This window comes from Aquabacterium sp., from assembly GCF_016195855.1.
In the GTDB taxonomy this organism is placed as follows: domain Bacteria; phylum Pseudomonadota; class Gammaproteobacteria; order Burkholderiales; family Burkholderiaceae_C; genus Aquabacterium.
Genome location: NZ_JACPYU010000003.1, coordinates 616,850 through 640,926, shown reverse-complemented (window position 1 = coordinate 640,926; position 24,077 = coordinate 616,850). Strand labels below are relative to the sequence as shown.

Below are 24,077 nucleotides of genomic sequence, written 5' to 3'. Positions count from 1 at the left end.
CGTAGGATTAATGCGATCTGACCCTAATTATTAATGCTTGAAAACCCTGGGGAAGGGGCGTATCCTTGCCGCTCCCCGCGTTGTTTTTCCACACTAACTTCTGGAGCGCCCTCATGAGCCAGGCGACTTCGGGAACCTCGTTCCCCATCAAACCCGTGTCTGACGCTGCAACCACCTCGGTGGCCACCGCGCAGGAAATCAAGGCCGCCGCCGATCTGGGCATGTACGCCAACGCCGAGCACGACGCTTGCGGCGTGGGCTTCGTGGCGCACATCAAGGGCCAGAAGGCGCACAGCATCGTGCAGCAGGGTCTGAAGATCCTGGAAAACATCGACCACCGCGGTGCCGTGGGCGCTGACCCGCTGATGGGTGACGGTGCCGGTCTGCTGATCCAGATCCCCGACGAGTTCTACCGCGCCGAAATGGCCAAGCAGGGCGTGGACCTGCCCCCTCCCGGCGAGTACGGCGTGGGCATGATCTTCCTGCCCAAGGAAAGCGCTTCCCGCCAGGCCTGCGAGCAGGAGCTCGAGCGCGCCATCAAGGCCGAAGGCCAGGTGCTGCTGGGCTGGCGTGACGTGCCCGTGGATGCCGACATGCCCATGTCGCCCACCGTGCGCGAAAAAGAGCCGGTCATCCGCCAGGTCTTCGTCGGTCGTGGCCACGACATCCTCGTGCCCGATGCTCTGGAGCGCAAGCTCTACGTCATCCGCAAGTCGGCGTCCACCAAGATCCAGAGCCTGAACCTGACCCACGGTTCCGAGTACTACGTGCCCAGCATGTCGTGCCGCACCATCATCTACAAGGGCCTGCTACTGGCTGACCAGGTTGGCAAGTACTACCTGGATCTGGCCGACGAGCGCGTCACCTCGGCCCTGGCCCTGGTGCACCAGCGCTTCTCGACCAACACCTTCCCTGAATGGCCGCTGGCTCACCCTTACCGCATGGTCGCCCACAACGGCGAAATCAACACGGTCAAGGGTAACTTCAACTGGATGCGCGCCCGCGAAGGCGTGATGAAGTCGCCCGTGCTGGGCGATGACCTGCGCAAGCTGTACCCCATCAGCCTGGACGGCCAGTCCGACACGGCCACGTTCGACAACGCGCTCGAACTGTTGACCATGTCCGGCTACCCGCTGGCCCAAGCCGCCATGATGATGATCCCGGAAGCCTGGGAACAGCACGCCACCATGGACGAGCGCCGCCGCGCCTTCTATGAATACCACGCTGCCATGATGGAGCCGTGGGACGGCCCCGCCGCCATGGTCTTCACCGACGGCCGCCAGATCGGCGCCACGCTGGACCGCAATGGCCTGCGTCCCGCCCGTTTCATCATCACCGATGACGACCTGGTCGTGCTGGCCTCCGAATCCGGCGTGCTGCCCATTCCCGAAAACAAGATCATCAAGAAGTGGCGCCTGCAGCCCGGCAAGATGTTCCTGATCGACTTCGAGCAGGGCCGCATCATCGAAGACGAAGAGCTCAAGGCTCAGTACGCTTCGGCCAAGCCCTATCGCCAGTGGATCGAGAACGTCCGCATCAAGCTGGACACGATCGACACCGCCGGTACCGTGGGTGAGTTCACCGAGTCCCTGCTGGACCGTCAACAGGCGTTCGGCTTCACCCAGGAAGACACCAAGTTCCTGATGGCCCCGATGGCCACCAATGGTGAAGAAGCCACAGGCTCCATGGGCAATGACTCGCCCCTGGCCGTGCTGTCTGACAAGAACAAGCCGCTGTACAACTACTTCAAGCAGTTGTTCGCCCAGGTGACCAACCCCCCCATCGACCCGATCCGCGAAGCCGTGGTGATGTCGCTGGTGTCCTTCATTGGTCCCAAGCCCAACCTGCTCGACATCAACGCGGTGAACCCGCCGATGCGCCTCGAAGTGTCCCAGCCCGTGCTGGACTTCGACGACATGGCCCGCCTGCGCAGCATCGAGAAGCACACCGGTGGCAAGTTCAAGCCTTACGAAGTGGACATCACCTACCCGGCCGCATGGGGCCAGGAAGGTGTGGAAGCCCGCCTGGCTTCGCTGTGCGCTGAAGCCGTTGAGGCCATCCAGTCTGGCCACAACATCCTGATCATCACCGACCGCAAGATGGACCGCGCCAACATCGCGATCCCCGCCTTGCTGGCGCTGTCGGCCATCCACCATCACCTGGTCCGCAAGGGCCTGCGTACCTCGGCCGGCCTGGTCGTGGAAACCGGCTCGGCCCGTGAAGTGCACCACTTCGCCGTGCTGGCAGGTTATGGCGCCGAAGCCGTTCACCCCTACCTGGCGCTGGAAACCTTGACCGACATGGCCAAGGACCTGCCTGGCGAGTTGTCGGCTGACAAGGCCATCTACAACTACGTCAAGGCCATCGGCAAGGGTCTGTCCAAGATCATGTCGAAGATGGGCATCAGCACGTACATGTCGTACTGTGGCGCCCAGATCTTCGAAGCCATCGGTCTGAACAAGGAGCTGATCGACAAGTACTTCCGTGGCACCCCCACGCAAGTGGGCGGCATCGGTGTGTTCGAAGTGGCTGAAGAAGCCATCCGCAACCACAAGGCGGCCTTCGGCAATGACCCCGTGCTGGCCAACATGCTGGACGCTGGTGGTGAGTACGCCTGGCGTACCCGCGGTGAAGAGCACATGTGGACGCCTGACGCGATCGCCAAGCTGCAGCACGCCACCCGTGCCGGCAAGTTCGACACGTACAAGGAATACGCCCAGATCATCAACGACCAGTCCAAGCGCCACCTGACGCTGCGCGGCCTGTTCGAGTTCAAGATCGATCCGACCAAGGCGATCCCGCTGGAGGAAGTTGAATCGGCTTCCGAAATCGTCAAGCGCTTCGCTACCGGCGCCATGTCGCTGGGCTCCATCTCCACCGAAGCTCACTCGACCCTGGCCCTGGCCATGAACCGCATCGGCGGCAAGAGCAACACCGGCGAAGGTGGCGAAGACGAGAACCGTTATCGCAACGAGCTCAAGGGCATCAAGATCGCGGCGGGCACCAAGGTGTCGGACGTGATCGGTGCCTCGCGCATCGAAGCCGACTACGAGATGAAGGACGGCGACAGCCTGCGCTCGAAGATCAAGCAAGTGGCTTCCGGCCGCTTTGGCGTGACGACCGAGTACCTGGTGTCGGCCGACCAGATCCAGATCAAGATGGCTCAGGGCGCCAAGCCTGGTGAAGGCGGTCAGCTGCCTGGTGGCAAGGTGTCCGACTACATCGGCAAGCTGCGTCACTCGGTGCCGGGCGTGGGTCTGATCTCGCCTCCTCCTCACCATGACATCTACTCGATCGAAGACCTGGCTCAGCTGATCCACGATCTGAAGAACGTCAACCCCAAGGCCGACATCTCCGTCAAGCTGGTGTCTGAAGTGGGTGTGGGCACCGTGGCCACCGGCGTGGCCAAGGCCAAGGCCGACCACATCGTGATCGCGGGTCACGACGGCGGCACGGGCGCTTCGCCCTGGTCGTCGATCAAGCACTGCGGCACGCCGTGGGAGCTGGGCCTGGCTGAAACGCAGCAGACCCTGGTGCTGAACCGCCTGCGCGGTCGTGTTCGTGTGCAGACCGACGGCCAGCTCAAGACCGGCCGTGACGTGGTGATCGGTGGCCTGTTGGGCGCCGATGAATTCGGCTTCGCGACCGCACCGCTGGTTGTCGAGGGCTGCATCATGATGCGCAAGTGCCACCTCAACACCTGCCCGGTGGGCGTGGCCACGCAAGACCCCGTCCTGCGCAAGAAGTTCTCGGGCAAGCCCGAGCACGTCGTGAACTACTTCTTCTTCGTTGCCGAAGAAGCCCGTCAGATCATGGCCCAGTTGGGCATCCGCAAGTTCGACGAGCTGATCGGCCGCGCCGACCTGCTGGACACGCGCAAGGGTGTGGAACACTGGAAGGCGCAAGGCTTGGACTTCAGCCGCGTCTTCGCGCTGCCCCCGGTCCCCGCCGAAGTGCCTCGCCTGCACGTGTCGACGCAAGACCACGGCCTGGACAAGGCCCTGGACGTGCGCCTCATCGAGAAGGCCCAGCCCGCTATCCAGCGTGGCGAGAAGGTCCAGTTCATGGAAGAGGCCCGCAACGTCAACCGCACCGTCGGCGCCATGCTGTCGGGCGAGCTGATCAAGCACCATCCGGATGGCCTGCCTGACCAGACCGTGTTCATCCAGATGGAAGGCACGGGCGGCCAGTCCTTTGGTGCCTTCCTGGCCAAGGGCATCACCCTGTACCTGATCGGTGAAGCCAACGACTACACCGGCAAGGGCTTGTCGGGTGGCCGCGTGGTCGTGCGTCCGAGCATCGACTTCCGTGGCAACGCCACCGACAACATCATCGTCGGCAACACCGTGCTCTACGGTGCGACCGAAGGTGAGGCCTTCTTCCGCGGTGTGGGCGGCGAGCGCTTCGGCGTGCGTCTGTCCGGCGCGACGGCAGTGGTCGAAGGCACGGGTGACCACGGTTGCGAATACATGACCGGTGGTACGGTCGTGGTGCTGGGCAAGACCGGCCGCAACTTCGCTGCCGGCATGTCCGGTGGCGTGGCTTACGTCTACGATGAAGACGGTCAGTTCGCCAAGCGCGTCAACACCGCCCAGGTCGCCCTGGAGAAGGTGCTGCCCGCTGCTGAGCAGGCAGATGCCGGCATCCCGATGCACAAGGGTGTGGCCGACGAAGCCGCGCTCAAGAAGCTCATCGAAGACCACCACCGTTGGACCGGTTCTCTGCGTGCCCGCGAGATCCTGGACAACTGGTCTGCCGCCATGGCCAAGTTCGTCAAGGTCTTCCCGCACGAGTACCGTCGTGCGCTGACCGAAATGGGCGCCAAGCAAGAAGCAACCGCCACCATCGCCAAGGCAAAGAGCGATGACGGCAAGTCGAAGTCCGGCAAGGCCAAGGCCTGAACCGACGTGGAGTGAATTGAAATGGGAAAAGTCACTGGCTTTCTGGAATTCGAACGTCTGGAAGAGGGCTACGAGCCCGTTGAAAAGCGCGTCAAGAACTACAAGGAATTCGTCATCGGTCTGAGCACCGAGCAGGCGAAGATCCAGGGCGCGCGTTGCATGGACTGCGGCACACCGTTTTGCAACAACGGCTGCCCGGTCAACAACATCATTCCGGACTTCAACGATCTGGTGTACCGCAACGACTGGAAGAACGCGATCGAGGTCCTGCACTCGACCAACAACTTCCCCGACTTCACCGGTCGTGTCTGCCCGGCACCTTGTGAAGCCGCTTGCGTGCTGAACATCAACAACGACCCGGTCGGCATCAAGTCGATCGAGCACGCGATCGTTGACCGCGCCTGGCAAGAGGGCTGGATCAAGCCCCAGCCTGCCGCCGTCAAGACGGGCAAGAAGGTGGCTGTCGTGGGCTCCGGCCCTGCCGGCATGGCCGCGGCTCAGCAACTGGCTCGCGCCGGTCATGCCGTGACCGTGTTCGAGAAGAACGACACCATCGGTGGCCTGCTGCGTTTTGGCATCCCCGACTTCAAGTTCGACAAGTCGCACATCGACAAGCGCGTCAAGCAGATGGAAGCCGAAGGCGTGGTCTTCAAGACCAACACCATCGTCGGCGATCTGCCCAAGGGTTCCAAGGTCACCAACTGGGCCAAGGACACCGTCACGCCTGAGCAGCTCAACAAAGAGTTCGATGCCGTGATCCTGGCTGGTGGCGCCGAGCAATCGCGTGACCTGCCTGTGCCTGGTCGTGACCTGGCTGGCATCCACTTCGCGATGGAGTTCCTGCCCCAGCAGAACCGCATCAACGCGGGCGGCAAGGTCAAGGACCAGATCATGGCCACCGGCAAGAACGTGATCGTGATCGGCGGCGGTGACACCGGCTCTGACTGCGTGGGCACGTCCAACCGCCATGGCGCCAAGAGCGTGATCCAGTTCGAGCTGATGCCTCAGCCCCCCGAGCAGGAAAACAAGGAACTGACCTGGCCTTACTGGCCGATCAAGATGCGCACGTCGTCGAGCCACGAAGAAGGCTGCGAGCGTGAGTTCGCCATCGCCACGAAGGAATTCATCGGCGAAAACGGCAAGGTCACCGCGGTCAAGACCGTGCGCGTCGAGTTCAAGGACGGCAAGTTCATCGAAGTGGCTGGCTCCGAGCAGGTCCTCAAGGCCGATCTGGTGCTGCTGGCCATGGGCTTTACCAATCCTGTGGAAACTTTGCTGAGCGGTTTCGGCGTTGACAAGGACGCACGCGGCAACGCCAAGGCTTCGACCGACATCGGTGGCTACCGCACCAATGTGGGCAAGGTTTTTGCTGCAGGTGACGTGCGCCGTGGCCAATCGCTGGTGGTGTGGGCCATCCGCGAAGGCCGCCAGGCTGCCCGCGAAGTGGACGGCTTCCTGATGGGATCGACGACCTTGCCCCGATAAGCACGGCTTATTGGCCTTTTGCCTGTTGTGCCCACCCATCGGGGTGGCCGGCAGGCGGGGCGTGGATACCCTATCATCGGAGGGGCCGGCACCATGCCGGCCCTTTTTCATTTCTCATCCACCCCCCAGTCACATCAGATGTCAGATTCGGACGCGTCCACGCCGTTGCCAGAAACCGCCGTCGAGTTGCGCGCCGTGACTTTCGGGTATGGCGATCGGGTGATCCTGGAGAACATCAGCCTGGTGGTGCCACGAGGCCGTGTCGTCGCGCTGATGGGCACCTCGGGCGGTGGCAAGACCACCGTGCTGCGCCTGATCGGGCGCCAGATCAAACCTTCGTCGGGCCAGGTGCTGGTCAATGGCCAGGACATCGCCACACTGGATGCCGATGGCCTGCAGGCTGCGCGTCGCCGCATGGGCATGCTGTTCCAGTTCGGCGCCTTGTTCACTGATCTGAGCGTGTTCGAGAACGTGGCCTTCCCGCTGCGCGAACACACGCAGCTGCCCGAGTCCATCCTGCGGGACCTCGTGTTGATGAAGCTCAATGCCGTGGGCCTGCGCGGTGCGCGCGACCTGATGCCCAGCGAGGTCTCGGGCGGCATGTCCCGGCGTGTGGCGCTGGCCCGTGCCATGGCGCTGGACCCCGAACTGATGCTGTACGACGAGCCCTTCGCCGGCCTGGACCCGATCTCGATGGGCATTGCCGCGCGCCTGATTCGCGAGTTGAACGACACCATGGGTCTGACCAGCATCGTGGTCTCGCACGATGTCGAAGAAACCTTCCTGATTGCGGACCACGTGGTGCTGCTGGCCAATGGCCGCATCGTGGCCCAGGGCACGCCGGCTGAAATGCGTGTCAGCGAAGACCCATTGGTCAAGCAGTTCGTGCACGCCGCTCCCGATGGCCCGGTGCGTTTCCACTACCCTGCGGCTGAAGCAGGTCATGATTTCGGGGTGCGCGGATGATCAAGTGGCTCAATCCGGTTGTGGTCGGGCAGGCCACCCGCATGAAGCTGGCCGACATGGGTTACAGCGCGCGCCTGTTCCTGCGCCTGCTGTCCACGCTGGGCCCGACCTTGCGCCGCCCGCGCCTGCTGTCCGAGCAGATCTTCTTCCTGGGCAACTATTCGCTGGCCATCATCGTGGTGTCCGGCTTGTTCGTGGGCTTCGTGCTGGGCCTGCAGGGTTACTACATCCTGCAGCGTTACGGCTCCAGCGAGGCCCTGGGCCTGATGGTGGCGCTGTCCCTGGTGCGTGAGCTGGGGCCGGTCGTGTCGGCCCTGTTGTTTGCCGGGCGTGCGGGCACGGCCCTGACCGCCGGTATCGGCCTGATGAAGGCCGGCGAGCAACTTACCGCCATGGAGATGATGGCCGTGGACCCGATCCAGCGCGTGCTGGCCCCGCGTTTTTGGGGCGGTGTGATCGCCATGCCCCTGCTGGGTGCGGTTTTCTCGGCAGTCGGTATCCTCGGTGGCTGGCTGGTGGGTGTGGTCATGATCGGCGTTGACGAAGGGGCCTTCTGGTCCCAGATGCAAAACGGCGTGGAAGTCTGGGCCGACGTCGGCAACGGCATGCTCAAGAGCGTGGTCTTCGGCTTGACCGTGACCTTTGTGGCACTGCTGCAAGGTTATGAATGCCAGCCCACGCCCGAAGGTGTATCACTGGCCACGACGCGTACCGTGGTGATGGCCTCGCTGGCCGTGCTGGCGTTCGACTTTGTGTTGACAGCCATGATGTTCTCGATCTGATCGAGCAGGGTTGCAAGGAAAAACAAGATGCAAAAATCAAAACATGATGTATGGGTTGGCCTGTTCGTGCTGATTGGCGCGGCCGCCATCCTGTTCCTCGCCCTCAAGGCCGGCAACCTGCTGACCTTGTCGTTTGACACTGGTTACACCGTCGTCGCACGCTTTGACAACATCGGCGGCCTCAAGCGCCAGGCTGCGGTCAAGAGCGCCGGTGTGGTGGTGGGCCGCGTGCAGTCCATCACGTTTGACACCAAGAGCTACCAGGCTCAGGTCGAGTTGGCACTCAACAAGGGCGTGGCTTTTCCGAAAGATACCTCAGCCAAGATCCTCACTGCTGGCCTGCTGGGCGAGCAGTACATCGGTCTGGAGCCTGGCTACGGTGAGACCAATCTGGTGGCTGGCGACACGATCAAGAGCACCCAATCGGCCATCGTCCTCGAAAACCTGATCAGCCAGTTCCTCTACAGCAAGGCTGCTGAAGGGAGCGGTGGCAAGGAGGGCCAGAAATGATGAGTCACTCGTCACGCCGCCCGGTGAGCCGCCTGGCCATCGTGCTGGCCACAGGCATGCTGATGGCCGCCCTGCAAGGGTGCGCCACGCGGCAGAACCCTGACCCGCTGGAGCCCTGGAACCGCAAGGTGTTCGCCTTCAACGAAACGGTGGACACCTACGTGCTCAAGCCAGTGGCCGAAGGCTACAAGACGGTCACGCCTGAGCCGGTGCGCAACGCGTTCACCAATTTCACCAGCAACATCAAGGACATCTGGTCTACCGCCAACCTGTTCCTGCAAGGGCGCTTCAAGGACGGCACGCTCGGCGTGATCCGCGTCACGGTCAACACCACCTTTGGCCTGGCTGGCTTGATCGACATCGCCACGCCCATGCAGCTGGACAAGCCCAACGAGGATTTTGGCCAGACGCTGGGTGTGTGGGGCGTCAAGCCCGGTGCTTACATCGTGTGGCCGCTTCTGGGCCCCTCCACGCTGCGGGACTCCCTGAGCCTGCCGGGCGACATGTATTTCTCGGCCTCCACCGTGGGCACGTATCCGCGTGAATCCAACCTGCTGATGGCTTGGCAATTGATCAACACGCGCGCCAATTTGCTGGATGCCGGCAACCTGGTTGACGACGTGGCATTGGACAAATACGCCTTCATCCGGGATGCCTATTTGCAGCGCAGGCAAAATCTGATTTATGAAGGTGACCCGCCCGAAGAGGACGAGCCGCCCGAACCCCAGCGTCAGGATCTGCCCGAGGCGCCGGCAAGCCCTGCCGCGCCAGCGTCTGGCGCCTCTGCCCCCGTGAGCGAGGCTGCGGCCCCGGTGGTGGTGGCTGACGCTGGACAAGAGTCCGCCTGGGCCATGTTTCCCTGAGGCGGGTTCACACAACACTACGTTCAACCTGGTCCACCGGCTGGCAGCCTGCCGCGTTAGATGACCTGGATGATCTCCGAAAGGATCTCAATGCAATCCGCCCATTCCTACAAGCTGTCCTGCACCAGCCGTTTGCTGGCTTCCCTGGCCCTGTCGCTGGCCGTCCTGTCCAGCGCCACGGCGGCAGCCGAGTCCGTGGTGCCGGCAGCCGCTGCGGCCACCGCGCAAACGCCTGACGCCTTCATCAAGACCATCACGGCCGAGGTGTTTGCCACAGTCAAGGCCGACAAGGCCATTCAGTCTGGTGACATCCGCAAGGTGATCCAGGTGGTGGACACCAAGATCATGCCCAATGTGAACTTCCAGCGCATGACCGCCTCGGCCGTGGGCCGCGGTTGGCGTCAGGCCACGCCCGAGCAGCAAAAGCGCCTGCAGGACGAGTTCAAGACGCTGCTGGTCTACACCTACGCCGGTGCCGTGTCGCAGATCAAGGATCAGACCATCGAGTACAAGCCCATGCGCAACCGCCCGGAAGACACCGATGTGGTGGTGCGCACCGTGGTGCGTGGCAAGGGTGACCCGGTCCAGCTGGACTACCGTCTGGAAAAGGCCGGCGACGGCTGGAAGATCTACGACGTCAACGTGCTGGGTGCCTGGTTGGTGCAAACCTACCAGAGCAGCTTTGCCCAGGAGGTCAATGCCTCCGGGATCGACGGCCTGATCGGCAAGCTGGTCGAGCGCAACAAGCAGCTGGCTGCCAAGAAAGTGGCGGGCTGATCGCCATGTTGCTGCTGCCTGCCGTCATCACGCACGCTGAAGTGCCGCATGTGCTGAGCCTGTTCAAGCAGACGCTGGACAAGGCCGCGGCCGCAGGCAATGTGGACGCGGCCATGCTGACCGTGGACGGCTCGGCCTTGCAGCGCTTTGACTCCAGTGCCTTGGCCGTGCTGCTGGAATGCCAGCGCATGGCGCGCGCCAAGGGGCGTGCTTTTGCGGTGCAGTCCCTGCCGCCGCGTTTGAGTGAGCTGGCGCGCCTGTACGGCGTGGATGGCTTGCTGCAGTCGGCCTGACCTAAGGTCCTGATCAGGCCTCTTCAGGCCAGGCAAACCCATCTCGCGCCACCAGGGCGCTGGCGGCCGGCGGCCCCCAGGTGCCTGCGGTGTAGCCGCGCACGGTGCTGCTGTCGTGGGCCCAGTTGTCCAGGATTGGCTCCACCCATCGCCAGGCCTGCTCCTGCTCGTCCGAGCGCACGAACAGGTTGAGCCGGCCCGCCAGTGCGTCCAGCAGCATGCGTTCGTAGGCGCCCACCCGGTCGGTGGGGAAAGCCTTGTCGAAATCCAGGTCCAGCGACACGGGTGACAAGGTCTCTGGCATGGCGCCCGCACCGGCAGACGACACCGAGCCCTTGGCTGCCAGCAGGTGCAGCTCCAGGCCGTCCTCCGGCTGCAGCTTGATCACCAGCTTGTTGGCGTTGTGCGCCCCCGGGAAGATCGGGTGCGGCGTGGGGCGGAAGTTCACGACGATGTCGGCATGGCGGTCGGCCATGCGCTTGCCCGTGCGCAGGTAGAAGGGCACACCGGCCCAGCGCCAGTTCTGCACCTCGCAGCGCAAGGCCACGAAGGTCTCGGTGCGGCTGTCGGGGGGTACCTTGTCCTCGTCCAGATAGCCCTTGGCGAACTGGCCATTGACCGTGCCACCCCGGTATTGCCCCCGCACCACATCGCGCGCCACCGAGGCGGCGTCAAAGGGTTTGAGCGAGCGCAGCACCTTGAGCTTCTCGTCGCGGATGGCGTCGGCGTCGGCGCTGGAGGGGGGCTCCATGGCGACCATGGTCAGCAGCTGCAGCGCGTGGTTCTGGATCATGTCGCGCAGGGCGCCGGTGCGGTCGTAGAAGTCGCCGCGCGTGCCCACCCCCAGGCTTTCGGCCAGGGTGATCTGGATGTTGGCGATGCTCTCGCGGCGCCACAGCGGCTCGAACAGCACATTGCCAAAGCGCAAGGCCATGAGGTTCTGGACGGAGGGCTTGCCCAGGTAGTGGTCGATGCGCAGGGCCTGGCGCTCGCTGAACACGGCGCGCACGGCCTGGTTGATCTGCTGGGCGCTGGCCAGATCGTGCCCCAGCGGCTTTTCCAGCACCACGCGGATGCCTTCGTGGTTCAGCCCGCAGGCGCCCAGTTGCCCGCAAATGGTGGGAAACAGGTGGGGGCTGGTGGCCAGGTAGATGACGGTGTTGTCCGTGCGGCGGGTTTCCAGCCAGGCCTTGAGGCGCAGGTAATCGGCGGGCTGCGACAGGTCCATGCGCAGGTAATGGATCAGCGCGGCGAACTGCCGGTATTCGTCTTCCGTGGGGCGTTTGGCGCTGTCAGCGGCCTGCAGGCGCTCGTGCAGCCAGCTGCGGTAGCTCTCGTCGTCGCGGTCATCGCGGGCCACGGCCAGGATGCGGCCATCGGCGGGCAATTTGCCATGTCGCCAGGCCTGAAACAGCGACGGCATGAGCTTGCGCCACGTCAGATCGCCGGTGCCACCGAAAAATACGAGGTCAAAAGACATGCCGAGTTGCAAAAAATGATCAGGCCGACTATCTGCTTGAGGGGCGGTCTGAACTTTGTCATCAAATTGGATTCAGAATAAAGGCAACAATAAGGCAATTCCACGGCGGCAGTCTGATTATTCAGCATGGGTTTCGCCGGTGTATTTTTGTCACGCCAACAAGAAACAAACCGAATCCGGTTTCCAGATTCGACACCAACATGACCTCGCAACTCGATCAGCTCAAGGCCTGCACCACCGTGGTGGCCGACACCGGCGACTTCAAGCAACTGGCCCAGTTCACCCCGCAGGACGCGACGACCAACCCCTCGCTGATCCTCAAGGCGGTTCAAAAGCCTGACTACGCCCCCTTGCTGGCCGACACCGTGGCGGCCCACCGCAGCGAGTCGCTCACCGCCATCGTGGACCGGGTGCTGGTTCGGTTTGGCCTGGAAATCCTCAAGGTGGTGCCGGGCCGCGTGTCCACCGAGGTGGACGCTCGCCTGAGTTTCGATACCCCCGCCACGATCGAGCGTGCGCGCCACATCATCGGTTTGTACGAGGCCGCCGGTATCGCGCGCGGCCGCGTGCTGATCAAGATCGCGGCAACCTGGGAGGGCATCCAGGCCGCCCGGGTGCTGGAGCAGGAAGGCATCCACTGCAACCTGACGCTGCTGTTCGCATTTGCCCAGGCGCGTGCCTGTGGCGATGCCCAGGTGCAGCTGATCTCGCCCTTTGTTGGCCGCATTTACGACTGGTACAAGAAGTCCGCCGGCGCGCAGTGGGAAGAAGCCGCCAATGCCGGCGTGAACGACCCCGGCGTGAAGTCCGTGGCGCGCATTTACGACTACTACAAGCAGCACGGCGTGCGCACCGAAGTCATGGGCGCGAGCTTTCGCAATGTGGGCCAGATCCTGGCGCTGGCGGGTTGCGATCTGTTGACCATCAGCCCCGATCTGCTGGCACAACTGCAAGCTGCCGATGGCGCGGCTCAACCCGTGGTGCGCCGCCTGCTGCCGGCCACCAGCGTGGTGGCGCCCGAAGCGCCGCTGAGCGAGGCCGCCTTCCGCTACGCCCTCAATGAAGACGCCATGGCCAGCGACAAGCTGGCCGAGGGCATCCGCCTGTTCGCGGTAGACGCGGGCAAGCTGGACGCCCTCATCGAGGCGCAGCGTTGAGCCAAGGCACCATGGCTTTTCCCCGTTGTGATCAGACCGTGGCCTGGTCGGCCCTGAGCGGCCATTTCGAGGCCCATGGCCGCGATCTGGATCTGCGCCAGGTGTTTGCCGACAACCCTGACCGCGTGCAGCGCTTGGGCATCCAGGCGCCGGAGGTGTTCGGGGACCTGTCTCGTGCCCACTGGGACGTGGCCACCCTGCGCCACCTGCTGGATCTGGCCCGCGAGTGCGGCCTGGAGGCGCGGCGTGACGCCTTGATGGCCGGTGAGGTGATGAACCCGACCGAAGGCCGCTCGGTGCTGCACACGGCCTTGCGCGCCCCGCGTGGGCAAGGGCCGCACAGCCAGCAGGTGCACGATGTGCTCGACCACATGCTGGCTTTTGTCGAGGGCGTGCGCCTGACCGCGGGTGGCACGGCGCCGGGGCAGATCACCGATGTGGTCAACATCGGCATTGGCGGCTCCGATCTGGGGCCGCAGATGGTGGTGCCCGCGCTGGATGCCTTTGTGCACCCGGGCCTGAACTTCCATTTCGTGTCCAACGCCGATGGGCAGGACCTGGCCAGCGTGCTGCGCCGGGTGCACCCACAGCACACGCTGTTCGTGATCGCGTCCAAGACCTTCACGACGCAGGAGACCATGGCCAATGCCATGGCGGCGCGCCAGTGGTTCCTGGATCATGGCGGCCGGGATATCGCCCGCCATTTCGTGGCCACGACCACCAATGTCGAGGCTGCAGCCGCCTTTGGCATCACGCAGACCTTCGGGTTCTGGGATTGGGTGGGCGGGCGCTTTTCGATGTGGTCGGCCATTGGCCTGCCCATTGCCCTGGCGCTGGGCAGCAGCAATTTCCACGCGATGCTGGCCGGTGGCCACGACATGGACGCGCATTTCGCGCAAACCCCGCTGGCGCACAACCTGCCGGTGTTGCTGGGCCTGATGGACGTGTGGTACCGCAACTTCAAGGGCTACAGCAGCCGTTGTGTGGTGCCTTACCACCACGGCCTGCGCCGCCTGCCCGCCTACCTGCAGCAACTGGTGATGGAGAGCAACGGCAAGCGCGTGGACGCCCAAGGCGAGCCACTGCCGTTCGGCACCAGCGACGTGCTGTGGGGCGAGCCTGGCACCAATGGCCAGCATGCCTTCTTCCAGATGCTGCACCAGGGCACGGACGTCATCCCGGTCGAGTTCCTGCTCGTGCGGCAGGCCAGTTACCGTGCGCCGGGCAGCATGACGCCGGCCTTGCGCGCCTTGCTGGATCAGCAGCACCACATGCTGCTGGCCAATGGCCTGGCGCAGGCACAGGCGCTCATGTGGGGCAAGACCGCGGAAGAAGCGCTGCGCGAAACCGTGCCCACGGCCGCCCCCGACATGGCGCCCGAGGCCATCGCCAAGCACCGTACCTTCCCCGGCAACCGCCCGAGCCTGACGCTGCTGCTCGACGAGGTGACGCCACGCTCGCTGGGCTCCCTGGTGGCCTTGTACGAGCACCGCACCTTCGTGAGCGGCGCCCTGTGGGGCATCAACTCCTTCGACCAGTGGGGCGTGGAGTTGGGCAAGGCCCTGTGCAAGGACTTGCTGCCGCGCCTGTGCTCTGGCGACACAGCGGGGGTCGATGCGGCCACCGCGGCCATGATCGCGCGCCTGCGCTGATTACCACTTTTCCAAGCGTTCGAAAGGTCTGCCATGGCGCAAGACAAGGTCCCGCCTCAGGCCGTGGTGTTTGACTTCGGCGGGGTGCTGTTCAACTGGCAGCCCGCCCGCCTGATCCAATCGGTGCTGCCCCAACTGGCCCGCACAGACGAGCAGGCGCTGGGCCTGGCCGCAGAGGTATTCCAGTCCTTCGTGCCGGGCAGTGACTGGTCCGAGTTCGACCGCGGTGCACTCAGCTGGGACGAGACCCGGGACCGGATCGCCACGCGCACCGGCCTGCCGGCCCAGGCTGTGCACAGCCTGATGGCCGCCATCCCGCCGCACCTCGCCCCCATGGCCGACACCGTGGCCTGGCTGAACGAGCTGGCCGAATCGGGCATGCCGCTGTATTTCCTGTCCAACATGCCGCGCCCGTACGCCGAGTTTCTCCAGCGTGAGCACGCCTTCCTGGATCGCTTCATTTCGGGGGTGTTCTCGTGCGATGTCAGCCAGATCAAGCCCAATGCGGACATTTTCGAGACGGCAGCGCGCCAGTTCGGCATCGCGCCCGAGCGCACGGTGTTCATCGACGACAACGTGCACAACATCAAAACGGCCCGCTCACTGGGGTGGCGGGCCGTGCAATTTCAGGATGCGGGGCAGTGCCAGGCTGAACTGGCGGAACTGGGCTGGTTGTGAACCCCAGCCCGGGCCTGTGATCAGGCCTCGACCGTCTCGCTCAGCGCCTTGCGCATCTTCTTCATGGCGGCGACTTCGATCTGGCGGATGCGCTCGGCGCTGACGCCGTAGACCGCAGCCAGGTCGTGCAGGGTCATGCCGCCGGAGCCGTCGTCATTGACCTTGAGCCAGCGCTCTTCCACGATGCGGCGGCTGCGTTCGTCCAGCTGGTCCAGGGCCATGCTGATGCCGTCGCTGGCCAGCCAGTCGCGGCGATGCGCCTCGATCACCCGGGTGGGTTCATGCACCTCGTCGGCCAGGTAGGTCAGCGGCGAGATGATGCCTTCATGCTCTTCATCTGCCGGGGCTTCCAGGGCCACGTCGCCGCCTGCCATGCGGGTTTCCATCTCGATGACGTCCTCGGGGCGCACATCCAACTCCTGCGCAACGCGGTGGATTTCCGCCTCGCTCAGGCCGGCGCGGCCCACGTGGTCATTGCCTTCTTCGCCCTTGAGCTGGTGCTTCATCGAGCGCAGGTTGAAGAAGAGCTTGCGCTGGGCCTTGGTCGTGGCGACCTTGACCATGCGCCAGTTCTTGAGGATGTATTCGTGGATTTCGGCCTTGATCCAGTGCAGGGCGTAGCTCACCAGACGCACGCCCTGATCGGGGTCGAAGCGCTTGACGGCCTTCATCAAACCGACATTGCCTTCCTGGATCAGGTCGCCTTGTGGCAGGCCGTAGCCCAGGTACTGGCGCGAGATGGACACGACCAGGCGCAGGTGCGAGAGCACCAGCCGGGAGGCCGCCTGCAGATCCTGCTGGTCACGCAGACGACGGGCCAGCGCCTGCTCCTCCGAGGCCTCCAGCATGGGGATGGCCTGCACGGAACGGATGTAAGCGTCCAGATTGCCCAGCGAGGGCACCACACTCCAGGGGTCACGGGTGGCGATGGCAGTGGTCAAGGTCATGGTGGTCCTTTCGTGCATCCTTCTCAAAACATATTAGCACTCTTGCTCAGAGAGTGCTAAGACCGAAAAGTTCCTGTGGATTTGAGGATTTTGGGACTTTGAATTGATGTGCTCTCGGCTGTGGTGTCGAACGCCGATCATTCTTGAACTCTCCCTGAGGCTCCCTGGGGAGACTCTGCCTTTGGCGAGGCTAGGCAGCGGATCAGCATGACGTGAAGACCCTTCATCTGCCGTTGTGATCTGGGATTCGCAAGGTGGAATTTCCGAAATGCCATGCTCAGATTACTGCTTGCTGCTACGAGCGGAAGGTCGTTTGGTCGGCGCCAATGCCCGGTGAAGGCTGATTGCTGCCCTAAGGGATTCGGCACTGAATGTCGGTCCTTACCAAAAGCTGACATGGCTGGCCACCTCTGGTGTAGGTCGTGTCTACGCTGGGGCCTGAGTGATGTTTCATGCTCCGTTCTTGGGCAGGGCCATACTGGCCCGATTCAAAGGATCATTGCACCGAGTTCAAACTCAATGTATGATGATCATCATGCGAAGTGCAAAGACAAACATCCGATCCGCTGCCAAAGAAGCCTCCCACGAGCGCATCTTGCAGGCTGCCGCTCGCGCCATTCGGCGCAGTGGCTACGACGGGACGGGGGTCGCTGACATCATGAAGGAAGCGGGTTTGACCCATGGCGCCTTCTACGCTCATTTCGAATCCCGCGAAGCCATGTTGGCCGCGGCGGCAGACCGCGCGGGGGCGGAGGCCAACGCCGTCGCAGCAAAGGTCATTGCTGCCGTGCCGCCAGAGCAGTCCTTGCAGGCGTTGATGCAGACCTATCTCTCCAAAGAGCATGTGGCGAACATCGAAACAGGGTGTCCTGTTTCCGCCCTGGGTTCGGAGATGCCCCGCCAATCGCCCGAAGTGCGCCGAGCGGCCACGAGGCGCATCAAAGAGATGATCGACCTGGTCGCCCGCCAGTCGCCGGATTGGGGTCAGCCTGGCTGCCATGAACGGGCGCTGGTGACCGTGGCCACCATGGTGGGCACCTTGATGCTGGCCCGCGCCGTCGATGATCCTGCGTTGTCGGAATCGCTGTGCAGCGCAGCATTGAAAAGCCAGTTCCCTTCCGGGACTTGACCGGTGGATTGATTTTTTTTGCCAACAAATATGATGATCATCATGCCAGTTTCGATAACGGCGCGAGCCGCTGGATTCATCCCTTGCACTTTTTGGGAAAAGGAAAAGCCATGAAAGCATTCGTTGTTGATCGCTACGGCAAAAAGGAGCGTTTGCGCGCAGCCGATGTGCCCGCACCCGCGTTGCGCGAAGACGAGGTGCTGATCGAGGTTCACGCAGCAGCAGTCAACCTGGTGGACGCCAAGATCCGCAACGGCGAGTTCAAGCTCATCCTGCCGTATCGCACGCCTTTCGTTCTGGGGCATGACGTGGCCGGCGTGGTGGTTCGTGTGGGGCCACGCGTGCGTCAGTTCACCGTTGGCGACGAGGTCTATGCCAGGCCCGATGACCTGCGGATCGGGACGTTCGCCGAATTCGTGGCTGTCAAGGAAAGCTCGGTCGCGCTCAAGCCCCGTAACCTCACCATGGAAGAAGCCGCATCCATCCCGCTGGTCGGCTTGACGGCATGGCAGGCGCTAGTTGAGAGAGCCAGAGTCGAAAAAGGCCAAAGGGTGTTCATCCAGGCGGGCTCCGGGGGCGTGGGCACATTCGCCATCCAGTTGGCCAAGCACCTGGGCGCAACGGTCGCCACGACCGCCAGCGCAGGCAACGCTGCCCTGGTCAAGCGCCTGGGCGCAGACGTCGTCATCGACTACAAAAAGGATGACTTTGAAGCGCACCTGAGCGGCTATGACGTGGTGCTGAACAGCCAGGATGGCCAGACACTGGAGAAGTCCTTGGGCGTGCTCAAACCAGGCGGGCGTCTCATCTCCATTTCCGGGCCACCCGACCCTCGGTTCGCTGACGACATCAAGGCCCCATGGCCGGTGAAGCAGGTCATGCGAGCACTGAGTTTTGGTGTCCGCAGGAAGGCCCAACGGCTCCAGGTTGGCTACTCATTCCTGTTCATGAGGGCCAGCGGCAGCCAGTTGCGGCAGATCACGGCGCTGATCGAATCGGGTGCCATACGTCCGGTGATCGACAAAGTCTTCCCCTTCGAATCCACCAACGATGCCTTGGCCTATGTCGAAAGCGGCCGAGCCAAAGGCAAGGTGGTCATCAAGGTTCGATGACCGTTTCCCCCTGAGTGTTTTCGCACGCCCTCATATATGACGGTTGTCATGCGAACACCCCATCCAGCTATTGGAGCCTCAAAATGAAACTTGAAAATTCTGTTGTCCTCGTCACCGGCGCGAACCGTGGCATCGGCCTGGCATTTGCGCGCGAACTGCTCGCACGCGGTGCACGCAAGGTCTACGCCGCCGCACGCGATCCCGCCACCGTCACCTTGCCAGGGGTCGAGGCATTACGTCTTGATGTCACCAAGCCTGAAGAAGTCGCTGCCGCGGTGCAACTGGCCTCAGACGTGACGCTGGTGATCAACAACGCGGGGATTGCCCAGCCAGGTGGCTTCCTGGCAGCGGACAGCGACGCGGTGGCGCGCCGCATATTCGAGACCAACTTCTTTGGTGTGCTGAACATGAGCAAGGCTTTTGCGCCTGTGCTCAAAGTCAATGGCGGAGGCGCACTGCTGAATGTTTTGTCTGTCGCGTCGTGGGTGAACGGTGGTGAGCTGGGAGCCTATTCGGCGAGCAAGTCGGCGGCCTGGTCCTTGACCAACGCATTGCGCCACGAGTTGGCCGGACAGAAGACCCAGGTGTTGGGCTTGCACATGGCGTATGTCGACACCGACCTCACACGGGGATTCGAGGTTCCCAAAAGCAGCGCCGAAGAGATCGTGCAGCGTGCGCTCGACGGGCTGGAGGCGGGCGCCGACGAGGTGTTGGCCGATGTCCTCACTCAGCAAGTCAGGCAAGGCCTGACTGCGCCACGCCCCGTCTACCTTCCCCAGGCTCATTGAGCTCAAGCCCTCTGGAGACCCACCATGAAACAGATACTCAAATTGACCCTGCTGGGCATGGCCCTGTCGACATCGTTCCTGACGTCAACGGCTGTCGCGGCAGAACCTGTCCGCATGGAGGCAGCCGAAAGCCGGCCATCCACGGGGCAAGCCTCTGATGTCACTTGGAAGAACGTCCCAACCCAAACCATCTCGGCTGGCGGCGTTAATTTTGCGTACCGAGAGTTGGGCAAGCAAAACGGCGGAACCCCTGTGGTGTTCCTGGTCCATCTGGCAGCGGTCCTGGACAACTGGGACCCTCGGGTCATGGATGGCATCGCGGCCAAGCACCACGTCATCGCCTTCGACAACCGCGGTATCGGCGCATCCAGTGGCACACCGTCGAATTCGATGGAGCAGATGTCCGACGATGCGGTTGCTTTCATCAAGGCCATGGGGCTGCAGCAGGTGGACCTGCTGGGCTTTTCGATGGGGGGCATGGTTGCCCAGGAAATCGCGCTGAAGGAGCCGCAACTTGTGCGCAAGATGGTGCTCGCAGGCACGGGCCCGGCTGGTGGAGAAGGCATCAGTTCGGTGGCGTGGGTGACCTTCTACGACATGCTGCGGGGTCTCTTGACGGGCCAGGATGCCAAGCAGTTCTTGTTCTTCACGCGCACGCCTGCTGGCATCGAAGCCGGCAAGGCCTTTCTGGAGCGCTTGAAGGCGCGCACACAGGAGCGCGACAAGGAGATCACCGTGAGCGCCTTCATGGCCCAGTTGCGGGCCTTGCACGCCTGGGGGAACAAAACGCCCGCCGATCTCTCCGTGATCAAGCAGCCGGTGCTGGTGGTCAATGGTGACGATGACCGGATGGTCCCCACGGCCAACTCACATGATCTGGCGAGGCGCTTGCCGAACAGCCAACTGATCATCTATCCCGATGCCGGTCATGGTGGCCTCTTCCAGTTCCATGCCGAGTTCGTGCACAGCACGCTCGAATTTCTGTCCCGCTGAGGGCGCTGACGAAGCGCTTCAACCTCACACAGGAGAACGATTTGAAGACCTACACTTCCAATTTGAAAGGCAAGCGCGCGCTGGTAACCGGTGCATCCAGCGGCATTGGAGCAGCCATCGCGCGTGAACTCGCGACACTTGGCGTTGACCTCGTGTTGACGGCGCGGCGTCGCGATGCACTCGAAGCGGTCGCCGCCACCTGCAAGGGCGTGAAGGTCGAGATCGTTACCGCCGATCTCGGTCAACCCGATGCCGCGCGCACGCTGTGGGATGCGGCGCTTGTCAATGGCCCGATCGACATCCTGATCAACAACGCCGGGTTCGGCTATTTCCGCCGATTCGACGAAGTCGACTGGGCACGCGACGCGGAACTCATCCAGCTCAATATGACCTCGCTCGTGGCGCTTGCGCGGTGCTTTGTCGATACGCGCAAGGCCAAGACCGGGCCTGCGTACATGGTGAACATTGCTTCGACGGGCGCGTACCAGTCCGTGCCCAACATGGCCTTGTATGCAGCATCGAAGGCCTTCGTGCGCAATTTCAGCGAGGCACTCCATGACGAGCACCAAGGCACGCCCTTGTCGGTGACCTGTGTCTGCCCTGGCGGCACCGAAACCGCGTTCCACGCCGCGTCTGGTGGTGGCGACTATTCATGGATCGCCAATGTCTCGACCAAGCGCCCCGAGTTCGTGGCACATGCCGCGATCCTCGCGATGCTGCGTGGCCAACGCACCGTGGTGCCCGGCCTGTTCAACCAGTTGTCCACCTTCGGTGTGCGCTTGCTGACGCGGCGATTCGCGTCACGGGTGGCTACCCAGGTGCTCGGCCAGCCCAGGTTTGAACTGCCTGCGCGCAGCACAACTTGAACGCCCATCTCGTCTCTATTCAATGAAAGACGTCAACATGAGCGATACCCACCTCACCGCCGCCACCCGCTTCGTCGAAGTCAATGGCGACCAGTTCGCCTATCGCCGCTGGGGCCATACCGAGACAGACCAGCCGCCGCTGTTTTTCCTCCAGCACTTCCGTGGGGGCATGGACCATTGGGACCCGTTCATGACCGATGGCTTGGCCGCCGGGCGCGAGGTGATCTTGTTCAACGGTCGGGGCGTGGCCTCTTCCGCTGGCGCGCCACGCACCCGTATCGAGGACATGGCCGACGACGCGGCGGCGGTGATCCGCACCTTGGGGATTCACAAGGTGGATGTGTTGGGTTTTTCTCTGGGTGGGTTTCAGGCCCAAGACCTGACACGGCGCCATCCTGACCTGGTTCGCAAGCTCATGCTGCTCGGCACGGGTCCACGCGGCGGCAACCCCGAATCCGATCCGGGGGTGCTGGAGGCTGCACCGCGCCCCGTGCCCACCCTCGACGACTTCCTGTTCCTGTTCTTTGGCCGTTCCGAGGGCGCGAAACAGGCTGGGCATGAATTCTGGGAGCGCCGTCACCAACGCGTGGACCAGGACCCACCGAGCTCGCCAGCCGTGATACAGGCGCAGATCGAAGCCAACATGTACTACCTGGCCAAGCTGGACCCCAAGGCGCCATTCGCCCACCTGCGCGAGATCCAGCAGCCAACGTTCATTCTGAATGGCGTGAACGACGTGATGATTCCGACCATCAACTCCTGGCACATGGCCCAGAACATCCCGAACGCGCAACTGTTCATCTATCCGGATGCCGGTCACGCCGCCCAGTTCCAGTACCCAGAGCGCTTCCTGAAGCATGCCGTTCAGTTCCTGGGCGAATAGGGCATCAGCGCATCAGTGAGTAGCGCGACACCCACTTGAAGAAAGCCATATCACCATGCTGAAGTTCAGATTCCTGTTGTGGGCCTTGACGAAACTGCTGCAGCGAGCGGTCAAGAAGAACGCCGCGTGCGCCAGGTACATCCATGAAAAGAGGCTGGTGTTTCAGATACAGACGGCCGACGGTACAGGCCGCCACTTCTCCATTGCAGACGGCAAGGTGAGGTCAAGCGCGGGGCTCACGCCAAACCCAAGCTTCACCATGACGTTCAGAAATGCGCAGAGAGGATTTGCCGTCTTGTCAGCCAAAGAAGGAACAGACGCCTTTCTATCGTCCTTGCGCGATCAGGATCTGGTGATCCGTGGTGACTTCGTCGAGGTGATGTGGTTTCAGGGGCTGACAGCGTATCTGCAAGCTGACAAGGCGCTGGATCCACATTGATCATTGATCATTGATCTGACATGGTGGCCGCCATCTCTTGGCGGTGCTCGCGCAACAGCTGGATGGCCCGATCGGCCAGAGGCGACACATACCCGCGTCCCATGAAGATCGCGATTTGTCGCTGCAGGATGGATCCAGGTAGTGGCTTCATCACCAGGCCGTGTGGCAGGTTATGCAAGGGCGTGCTCGTGGGGATCAAGGTCACCAATCGCGACGTGGCCGTTGCAAACAGCAGCGCCTCCAGCGTGTCGGCCTCCACGACGACCCGTGGCGACCTCAGCCCAAGCGCGCGCAGGGCTTTCTCTGCGACTTGGCGTGCAGGCTCCTCGGGCCCGGGCGCTGCGACGTCCAGCCCCTCAAGATCGGCCGCCGTCACATCCTTCTGCGCGGCCAATGGGTGATCCTGGCTGTACACCAGCGCAAAACCTTCTTCGTAGAGCACCTCTTGCGCCAAGTCATCGGGCGGGTTGGGAGGGACAGGCCCGACGGCGAAACTCAGCTCCTGCTGCCGCAGCCGTGCGAAGAGCTCGTCGCCGAAGGCGGTCGTGATCTTCAAAACTGCGGCAGGCCGTTCGCGTCGCAACCTGGGGAAAAGCGCGCCCAATACGAAATGTGACGTGGCCGGCGTCATACCCAGGCGAAGCAGTCCTGCATGACCGCCGCCTATATCGCGAGCAGCCTGCAAGCCGTCCTCAAGATTCGCGGCTGCCAGACAAGCGCGTTCATAAAGCGCTCGGCCAGCGTCTGTGAGCGCCATGCCTCGCGGCAAGCGCGTGAACAGCTGCGTGCCGGACTGCCGTTCAAGGCGAGCGATGGCCTTGCTGAGCGCAGGCTGACTCAGTCCGAGCGCTTCAGCCGCGCGACCGATCCCACTGGCCCGGGCAACTTCTATGAAGTACAAGACGTCCGTCGACAGCATGACATGCGTCCAGGTTATGGAAGATCATTGTTTCAGGTATTTGATGTTATGTCAGAAAGAAGAGATGCTTGCTCATCTACCGTTTGGGAGTCCCCATGAAACACTTCGCATCTTTCCGTGAGTTCTATTCCTTCTACCTCATACAACATGCAAACAGCACCTGTCGCTATTTGCATGTCGTGGGCTCACTTCTGGGGTTGGCGATGGCGATTTACGCCATCCTGACGACGATGTGGTGGTTGGTTCCCGCCGGCGTCGTGGTGGGATATGCCTTTTCATGGACCGGCCACTTTGTCTTTGAGAAAAACAAGCCTGCGACCTTCAACTGGCCCTGGTACAGCTTCTTGGGTGATTGGGTGATGGCGTGGGAAACCATCACCGGGCATCGGCCAACATCATTGACATCGTCCAACAAAGCCCATTGACGGGCATTGTTGGGGCAACTTGCGCAAACGCC

General features: G+C 62.8%; 22 protein-coding genes. 19 read left to right on the top strand and 3 right to left on the bottom strand.

Going from position 1 to position 24,077, the window contains the following annotated elements; genetic code table 11:
* Positions 1-221: 221 nt before the first annotated feature.
* The 8 genes from HY019_RS04305 (at position 222) to HY019_RS04270 (ending at position 10,577) form a co-directional block, all read left to right on the top strand.
* Positions 222-4,901, top strand: a complete 4,680-nt coding sequence (locus tag HY019_RS04305; protein WP_290689163.1) for a glutamate synthase-related protein — start codon at positions 222-224, stop codon at positions 4,899-4,901.
* 21 nt (positions 4,902-4,922) lie between these two features.
* The gene (locus HY019_RS04300; protein WP_290688625.1) at positions 4,923-6,386 is read left to right on the top strand and encodes a glutamate synthase subunit beta; all 1,464 of its coding nucleotides are present in this window, start codon (positions 4,923-4,925) and stop codon (positions 6,384-6,386) included.
* Positions 6,387-6,524: 138 nt separating this feature from the next.
* Positions 6,525-7,352, top strand: a complete 828-nt coding sequence (locus HY019_RS04295; RefSeq protein ID WP_290688624.1) for an ABC transporter ATP-binding protein — start codon at positions 6,525-6,527, stop codon at positions 7,350-7,352.
* A complete protein-coding gene (gene mlaE / locus HY019_RS04290; protein ID WP_290688622.1) occupies positions 7,349-8,134 on the top strand; it encodes a lipid asymmetry maintenance ABC transporter permease subunit MlaE in 786 nt (261 codons plus the stop codon). The genes HY019_RS04295 and mlaE overlap by 4 nt, the downstream gene beginning before the upstream one ends.
* Positions 8,135-8,161: 27 nt before the next feature.
* On the top strand, positions 8,162-8,644 hold the full coding sequence (gene mlaD, locus HY019_RS04285) for an outer membrane lipid asymmetry maintenance protein MlaD (protein ID WP_290688620.1): 483 nt from the start codon (positions 8,162-8,164) through the stop codon (positions 8,642-8,644).
* Positions 8,644-9,507: a VacJ family lipoprotein gene (locus HY019_RS04280; protein WP_290688618.1), complete on the top strand. Its 864-nt coding sequence runs from the start codon at positions 8,644-8,646 to the stop codon at positions 9,505-9,507. Before mlaD ends, HY019_RS04280 begins: the two co-directional genes overlap by 1 nt.
* Positions 9,508-9,597: 90 nt before the next feature.
* Positions 9,598-10,284 (top strand): ABC transporter substrate-binding protein, encoded by a 687-nt coding sequence (locus HY019_RS04275; RefSeq protein ID WP_290688616.1) that lies wholly within the window; start codon positions 9,598-9,600, stop codon positions 10,282-10,284.
* Positions 10,285-10,289: 5 nt separating this feature from the next.
* Positions 10,290-10,577: an STAS domain-containing protein gene (locus HY019_RS04270; RefSeq protein ID WP_290688614.1), complete on the top strand. Its 288-nt coding sequence runs from the start codon at positions 10,290-10,292 to the stop codon at positions 10,575-10,577.
* A 13-nt stretch (positions 10,578-10,590) separates the two neighbouring features.
* Here the strand turns inward: HY019_RS04270 and zwf are convergent, their stop codons facing one another.
* The gene (zwf, locus tag HY019_RS04265) at positions 10,591-12,057 is read right to left on the bottom strand and encodes a glucose-6-phosphate dehydrogenase (protein ID WP_290688612.1); all 1,467 of its coding nucleotides are present in this window, start codon (positions 12,055-12,057) and stop codon (positions 10,591-10,593) included.
* 200 nt (positions 12,058-12,257) lie between these two features.
* Between zwf and tal the strand changes: the two genes are divergently transcribed.
* From tal to HY019_RS04250, 3 genes are read left to right on the top strand one after another with little or no spacing between them, the layout of a single operon-like run.
* A complete protein-coding gene (gene tal / locus HY019_RS04260; protein ID WP_290688610.1) occupies positions 12,258-13,214 on the top strand; it encodes a transaldolase in 957 nt (318 codons plus the stop codon).
* An 11-nt stretch (positions 13,215-13,225) separates the two neighbouring features.
* The gene (gene pgi, locus HY019_RS04255) at positions 13,226-14,866 is read left to right on the top strand and encodes a glucose-6-phosphate isomerase (protein ID WP_290688608.1); all 1,641 of its coding nucleotides are present in this window, start codon (positions 13,226-13,228) and stop codon (positions 14,864-14,866) included.
* 33 nt (positions 14,867-14,899) lie between these two features.
* Positions 14,900-15,544 (top strand): HAD family phosphatase, encoded by a 645-nt coding sequence (locus HY019_RS04250; RefSeq protein WP_290688606.1) that lies wholly within the window; start codon positions 14,900-14,902, stop codon positions 15,542-15,544.
* 20 nt (positions 15,545-15,564) lie between these two features.
* Here the strand turns inward: HY019_RS04250 and rpoH are convergent, their stop codons facing one another.
* A complete protein-coding gene (gene rpoH / locus HY019_RS04245; protein WP_290688604.1) occupies positions 15,565-16,491 on the bottom strand; it encodes an RNA polymerase sigma factor RpoH in 927 nt (308 codons plus the stop codon).
* Between the two features lie 523 nt (positions 16,492-17,014).
* Between rpoH and HY019_RS04240 the strand changes: the two genes are divergently transcribed.
* The 7 genes from HY019_RS04240 to HY019_RS04210 all read left to right on the top strand — a co-directional run bounded on the left by HY019_RS04240 (position 17,015) and on the right by HY019_RS04210 (position 22,701).
* On the top strand, positions 17,015-17,620 hold the full coding sequence (locus HY019_RS04240) for a TetR/AcrR family transcriptional regulator (protein WP_290688602.1): 606 nt from the start codon (positions 17,015-17,017) through the stop codon (positions 17,618-17,620).
* A 110-nt stretch (positions 17,621-17,730) separates the two neighbouring features.
* Positions 17,731-18,732, top strand: coding sequence for an NADP-dependent oxidoreductase (locus tag HY019_RS04235; protein WP_290689161.1), 1,002 nt, complete (start codon positions 17,731-17,733; stop codon positions 18,730-18,732).
* A gap of 83 nt (positions 18,733-18,815) precedes the next feature.
* The gene (locus HY019_RS04230; RefSeq protein ID WP_290689159.1) at positions 18,816-19,520 is read left to right on the top strand and encodes an SDR family oxidoreductase; all 705 of its coding nucleotides are present in this window, start codon (positions 18,816-18,818) and stop codon (positions 19,518-19,520) included.
* 24 nt (positions 19,521-19,544) lie between these two features.
* Positions 19,545-20,513, top strand: a complete 969-nt coding sequence (locus tag HY019_RS04225) for an alpha/beta hydrolase (protein ID WP_290688600.1) — start codon at positions 19,545-19,547, stop codon at positions 20,511-20,513.
* A 41-nt stretch (positions 20,514-20,554) separates the two neighbouring features.
* Positions 20,555-21,379, top strand: coding sequence for an SDR family oxidoreductase (locus HY019_RS04220; RefSeq protein WP_290688598.1), 825 nt, complete (start codon positions 20,555-20,557; stop codon positions 21,377-21,379).
* A gap of 37 nt (positions 21,380-21,416) precedes the next feature.
* Complete coding sequence (locus tag HY019_RS04215; protein ID WP_290688596.1) at positions 21,417-22,262, top strand: alpha/beta hydrolase; 846 nt, start codon at positions 21,417-21,419, stop codon at positions 22,260-22,262.
* A 55-nt stretch (positions 22,263-22,317) separates the two neighbouring features.
* Positions 22,318-22,701: a helicase gene (locus HY019_RS04210; RefSeq protein WP_290688594.1), complete on the top strand. Its 384-nt coding sequence runs from the start codon at positions 22,318-22,320 to the stop codon at positions 22,699-22,701.
* Between the two features lie 7 nt (positions 22,702-22,708).
* Here the strand turns inward: HY019_RS04210 and HY019_RS04205 are convergent, their stop codons facing one another.
* On the bottom strand, positions 22,709-23,620 hold the full coding sequence (locus tag HY019_RS04205; protein WP_290688592.1) for a LysR family transcriptional regulator: 912 nt from the start codon (positions 23,618-23,620) through the stop codon (positions 22,709-22,711).
* A 95-nt stretch (positions 23,621-23,715) separates the two neighbouring features.
* Between HY019_RS04205 and HY019_RS04200 the strand changes: the two genes are divergently transcribed.
* Positions 23,716-24,045 (top strand): DUF962 domain-containing protein, encoded by a 330-nt coding sequence (locus HY019_RS04200; RefSeq protein ID WP_290688590.1) that lies wholly within the window; start codon positions 23,716-23,718, stop codon positions 24,043-24,045.
* Positions 24,046-24,077: the final 32 nt, after the last annotated feature.

What these genes read in the sequence shown, in the direction of transcription:
- HY019_RS04305 (WP_290689163.1), top strand. Translation starts at nt 222, where the DNA reads ATGTACGCCAACGCCGAGCACGACGCTTGCGGCGTGGGCTTCGTGGCG.
- HY019_RS04300 (WP_290688625.1), top strand. Translation starts at nt 4,923, where the DNA reads ATGGGAAAAGTCACTGGCTTTCTGGAATTCGAACGTCTGGAAGAGGGC.
- HY019_RS04295 (WP_290688624.1), top strand. Translation starts at nt 6,525, where the DNA reads ATGTCAGATTCGGACGCGTCCACGCCGTTGCCAGAAACCGCCGTCGAG.
- mlaE (WP_290688622.1), top strand. Translation starts at nt 7,349, where the DNA reads ATGATCAAGTGGCTCAATCCGGTTGTGGTCGGGCAGGCCACCCGCATG.
- mlaD (WP_290688620.1), top strand. Translation starts at nt 8,162, where the DNA reads ATGCAAAAATCAAAACATGATGTATGGGTTGGCCTGTTCGTGCTGATT.
- HY019_RS04280 (WP_290688618.1), top strand. Translation starts at nt 8,644, where the DNA reads ATGAGTCACTCGTCACGCCGCCCGGTGAGCCGCCTGGCCATCGTGCTG.
- HY019_RS04275 (WP_290688616.1), top strand. Translation starts at nt 9,598, where the DNA reads ATGCAATCCGCCCATTCCTACAAGCTGTCCTGCACCAGCCGTTTGCTG.
- HY019_RS04270 (WP_290688614.1), top strand. Translation starts at nt 10,290, where the DNA reads ATGTTGCTGCTGCCTGCCGTCATCACGCACGCTGAAGTGCCGCATGTG.
- zwf (WP_290688612.1), bottom strand. Translation starts at nt 12,057, where the DNA reads ATGTCTTTTGACCTCGTATTTTTCGGTGGCACCGGCGATCTGACGTGG.
- tal (WP_290688610.1), top strand. Translation starts at nt 12,258, where the DNA reads ATGACCTCGCAACTCGATCAGCTCAAGGCCTGCACCACCGTGGTGGCC.
- pgi (WP_290688608.1), top strand. Translation starts at nt 13,226, where the DNA reads ATGGCTTTTCCCCGTTGTGATCAGACCGTGGCCTGGTCGGCCCTGAGC.
- HY019_RS04250 (WP_290688606.1), top strand. Translation starts at nt 14,900, where the DNA reads ATGGCGCAAGACAAGGTCCCGCCTCAGGCCGTGGTGTTTGACTTCGGC.
- rpoH (WP_290688604.1), bottom strand. Translation starts at nt 16,491, where the DNA reads ATGACCTTGACCACTGCCATCGCCACCCGTGACCCCTGGAGTGTGGTG.
- HY019_RS04240 (WP_290688602.1), top strand. Translation starts at nt 17,015, where the DNA reads ATGATGATCATCATGCGAAGTGCAAAGACAAACATCCGATCCGCTGCC.
- HY019_RS04235 (WP_290689161.1), top strand. Translation starts at nt 17,731, where the DNA reads ATGAAAGCATTCGTTGTTGATCGCTACGGCAAAAAGGAGCGTTTGCGC.
- HY019_RS04230 (WP_290689159.1), top strand. Translation starts at nt 18,816, where the DNA reads ATGAAACTTGAAAATTCTGTTGTCCTCGTCACCGGCGCGAACCGTGGC.
- HY019_RS04225 (WP_290688600.1), top strand. Translation starts at nt 19,545, where the DNA reads ATGAAACAGATACTCAAATTGACCCTGCTGGGCATGGCCCTGTCGACA.
- HY019_RS04215 (WP_290688596.1), top strand. Translation starts at nt 21,417, where the DNA reads ATGAGCGATACCCACCTCACCGCCGCCACCCGCTTCGTCGAAGTCAAT.
- HY019_RS04210 (WP_290688594.1), top strand. Translation starts at nt 22,318, where the DNA reads ATGCTGAAGTTCAGATTCCTGTTGTGGGCCTTGACGAAACTGCTGCAG.
- HY019_RS04205 (WP_290688592.1), bottom strand. Translation starts at nt 23,620, where the DNA reads ATGCTGTCGACGGACGTCTTGTACTTCATAGAAGTTGCCCGGGCCAGT.
- HY019_RS04200 (WP_290688590.1), top strand. Translation starts at nt 23,716, where the DNA reads ATGAAACACTTCGCATCTTTCCGTGAGTTCTATTCCTTCTACCTCATA.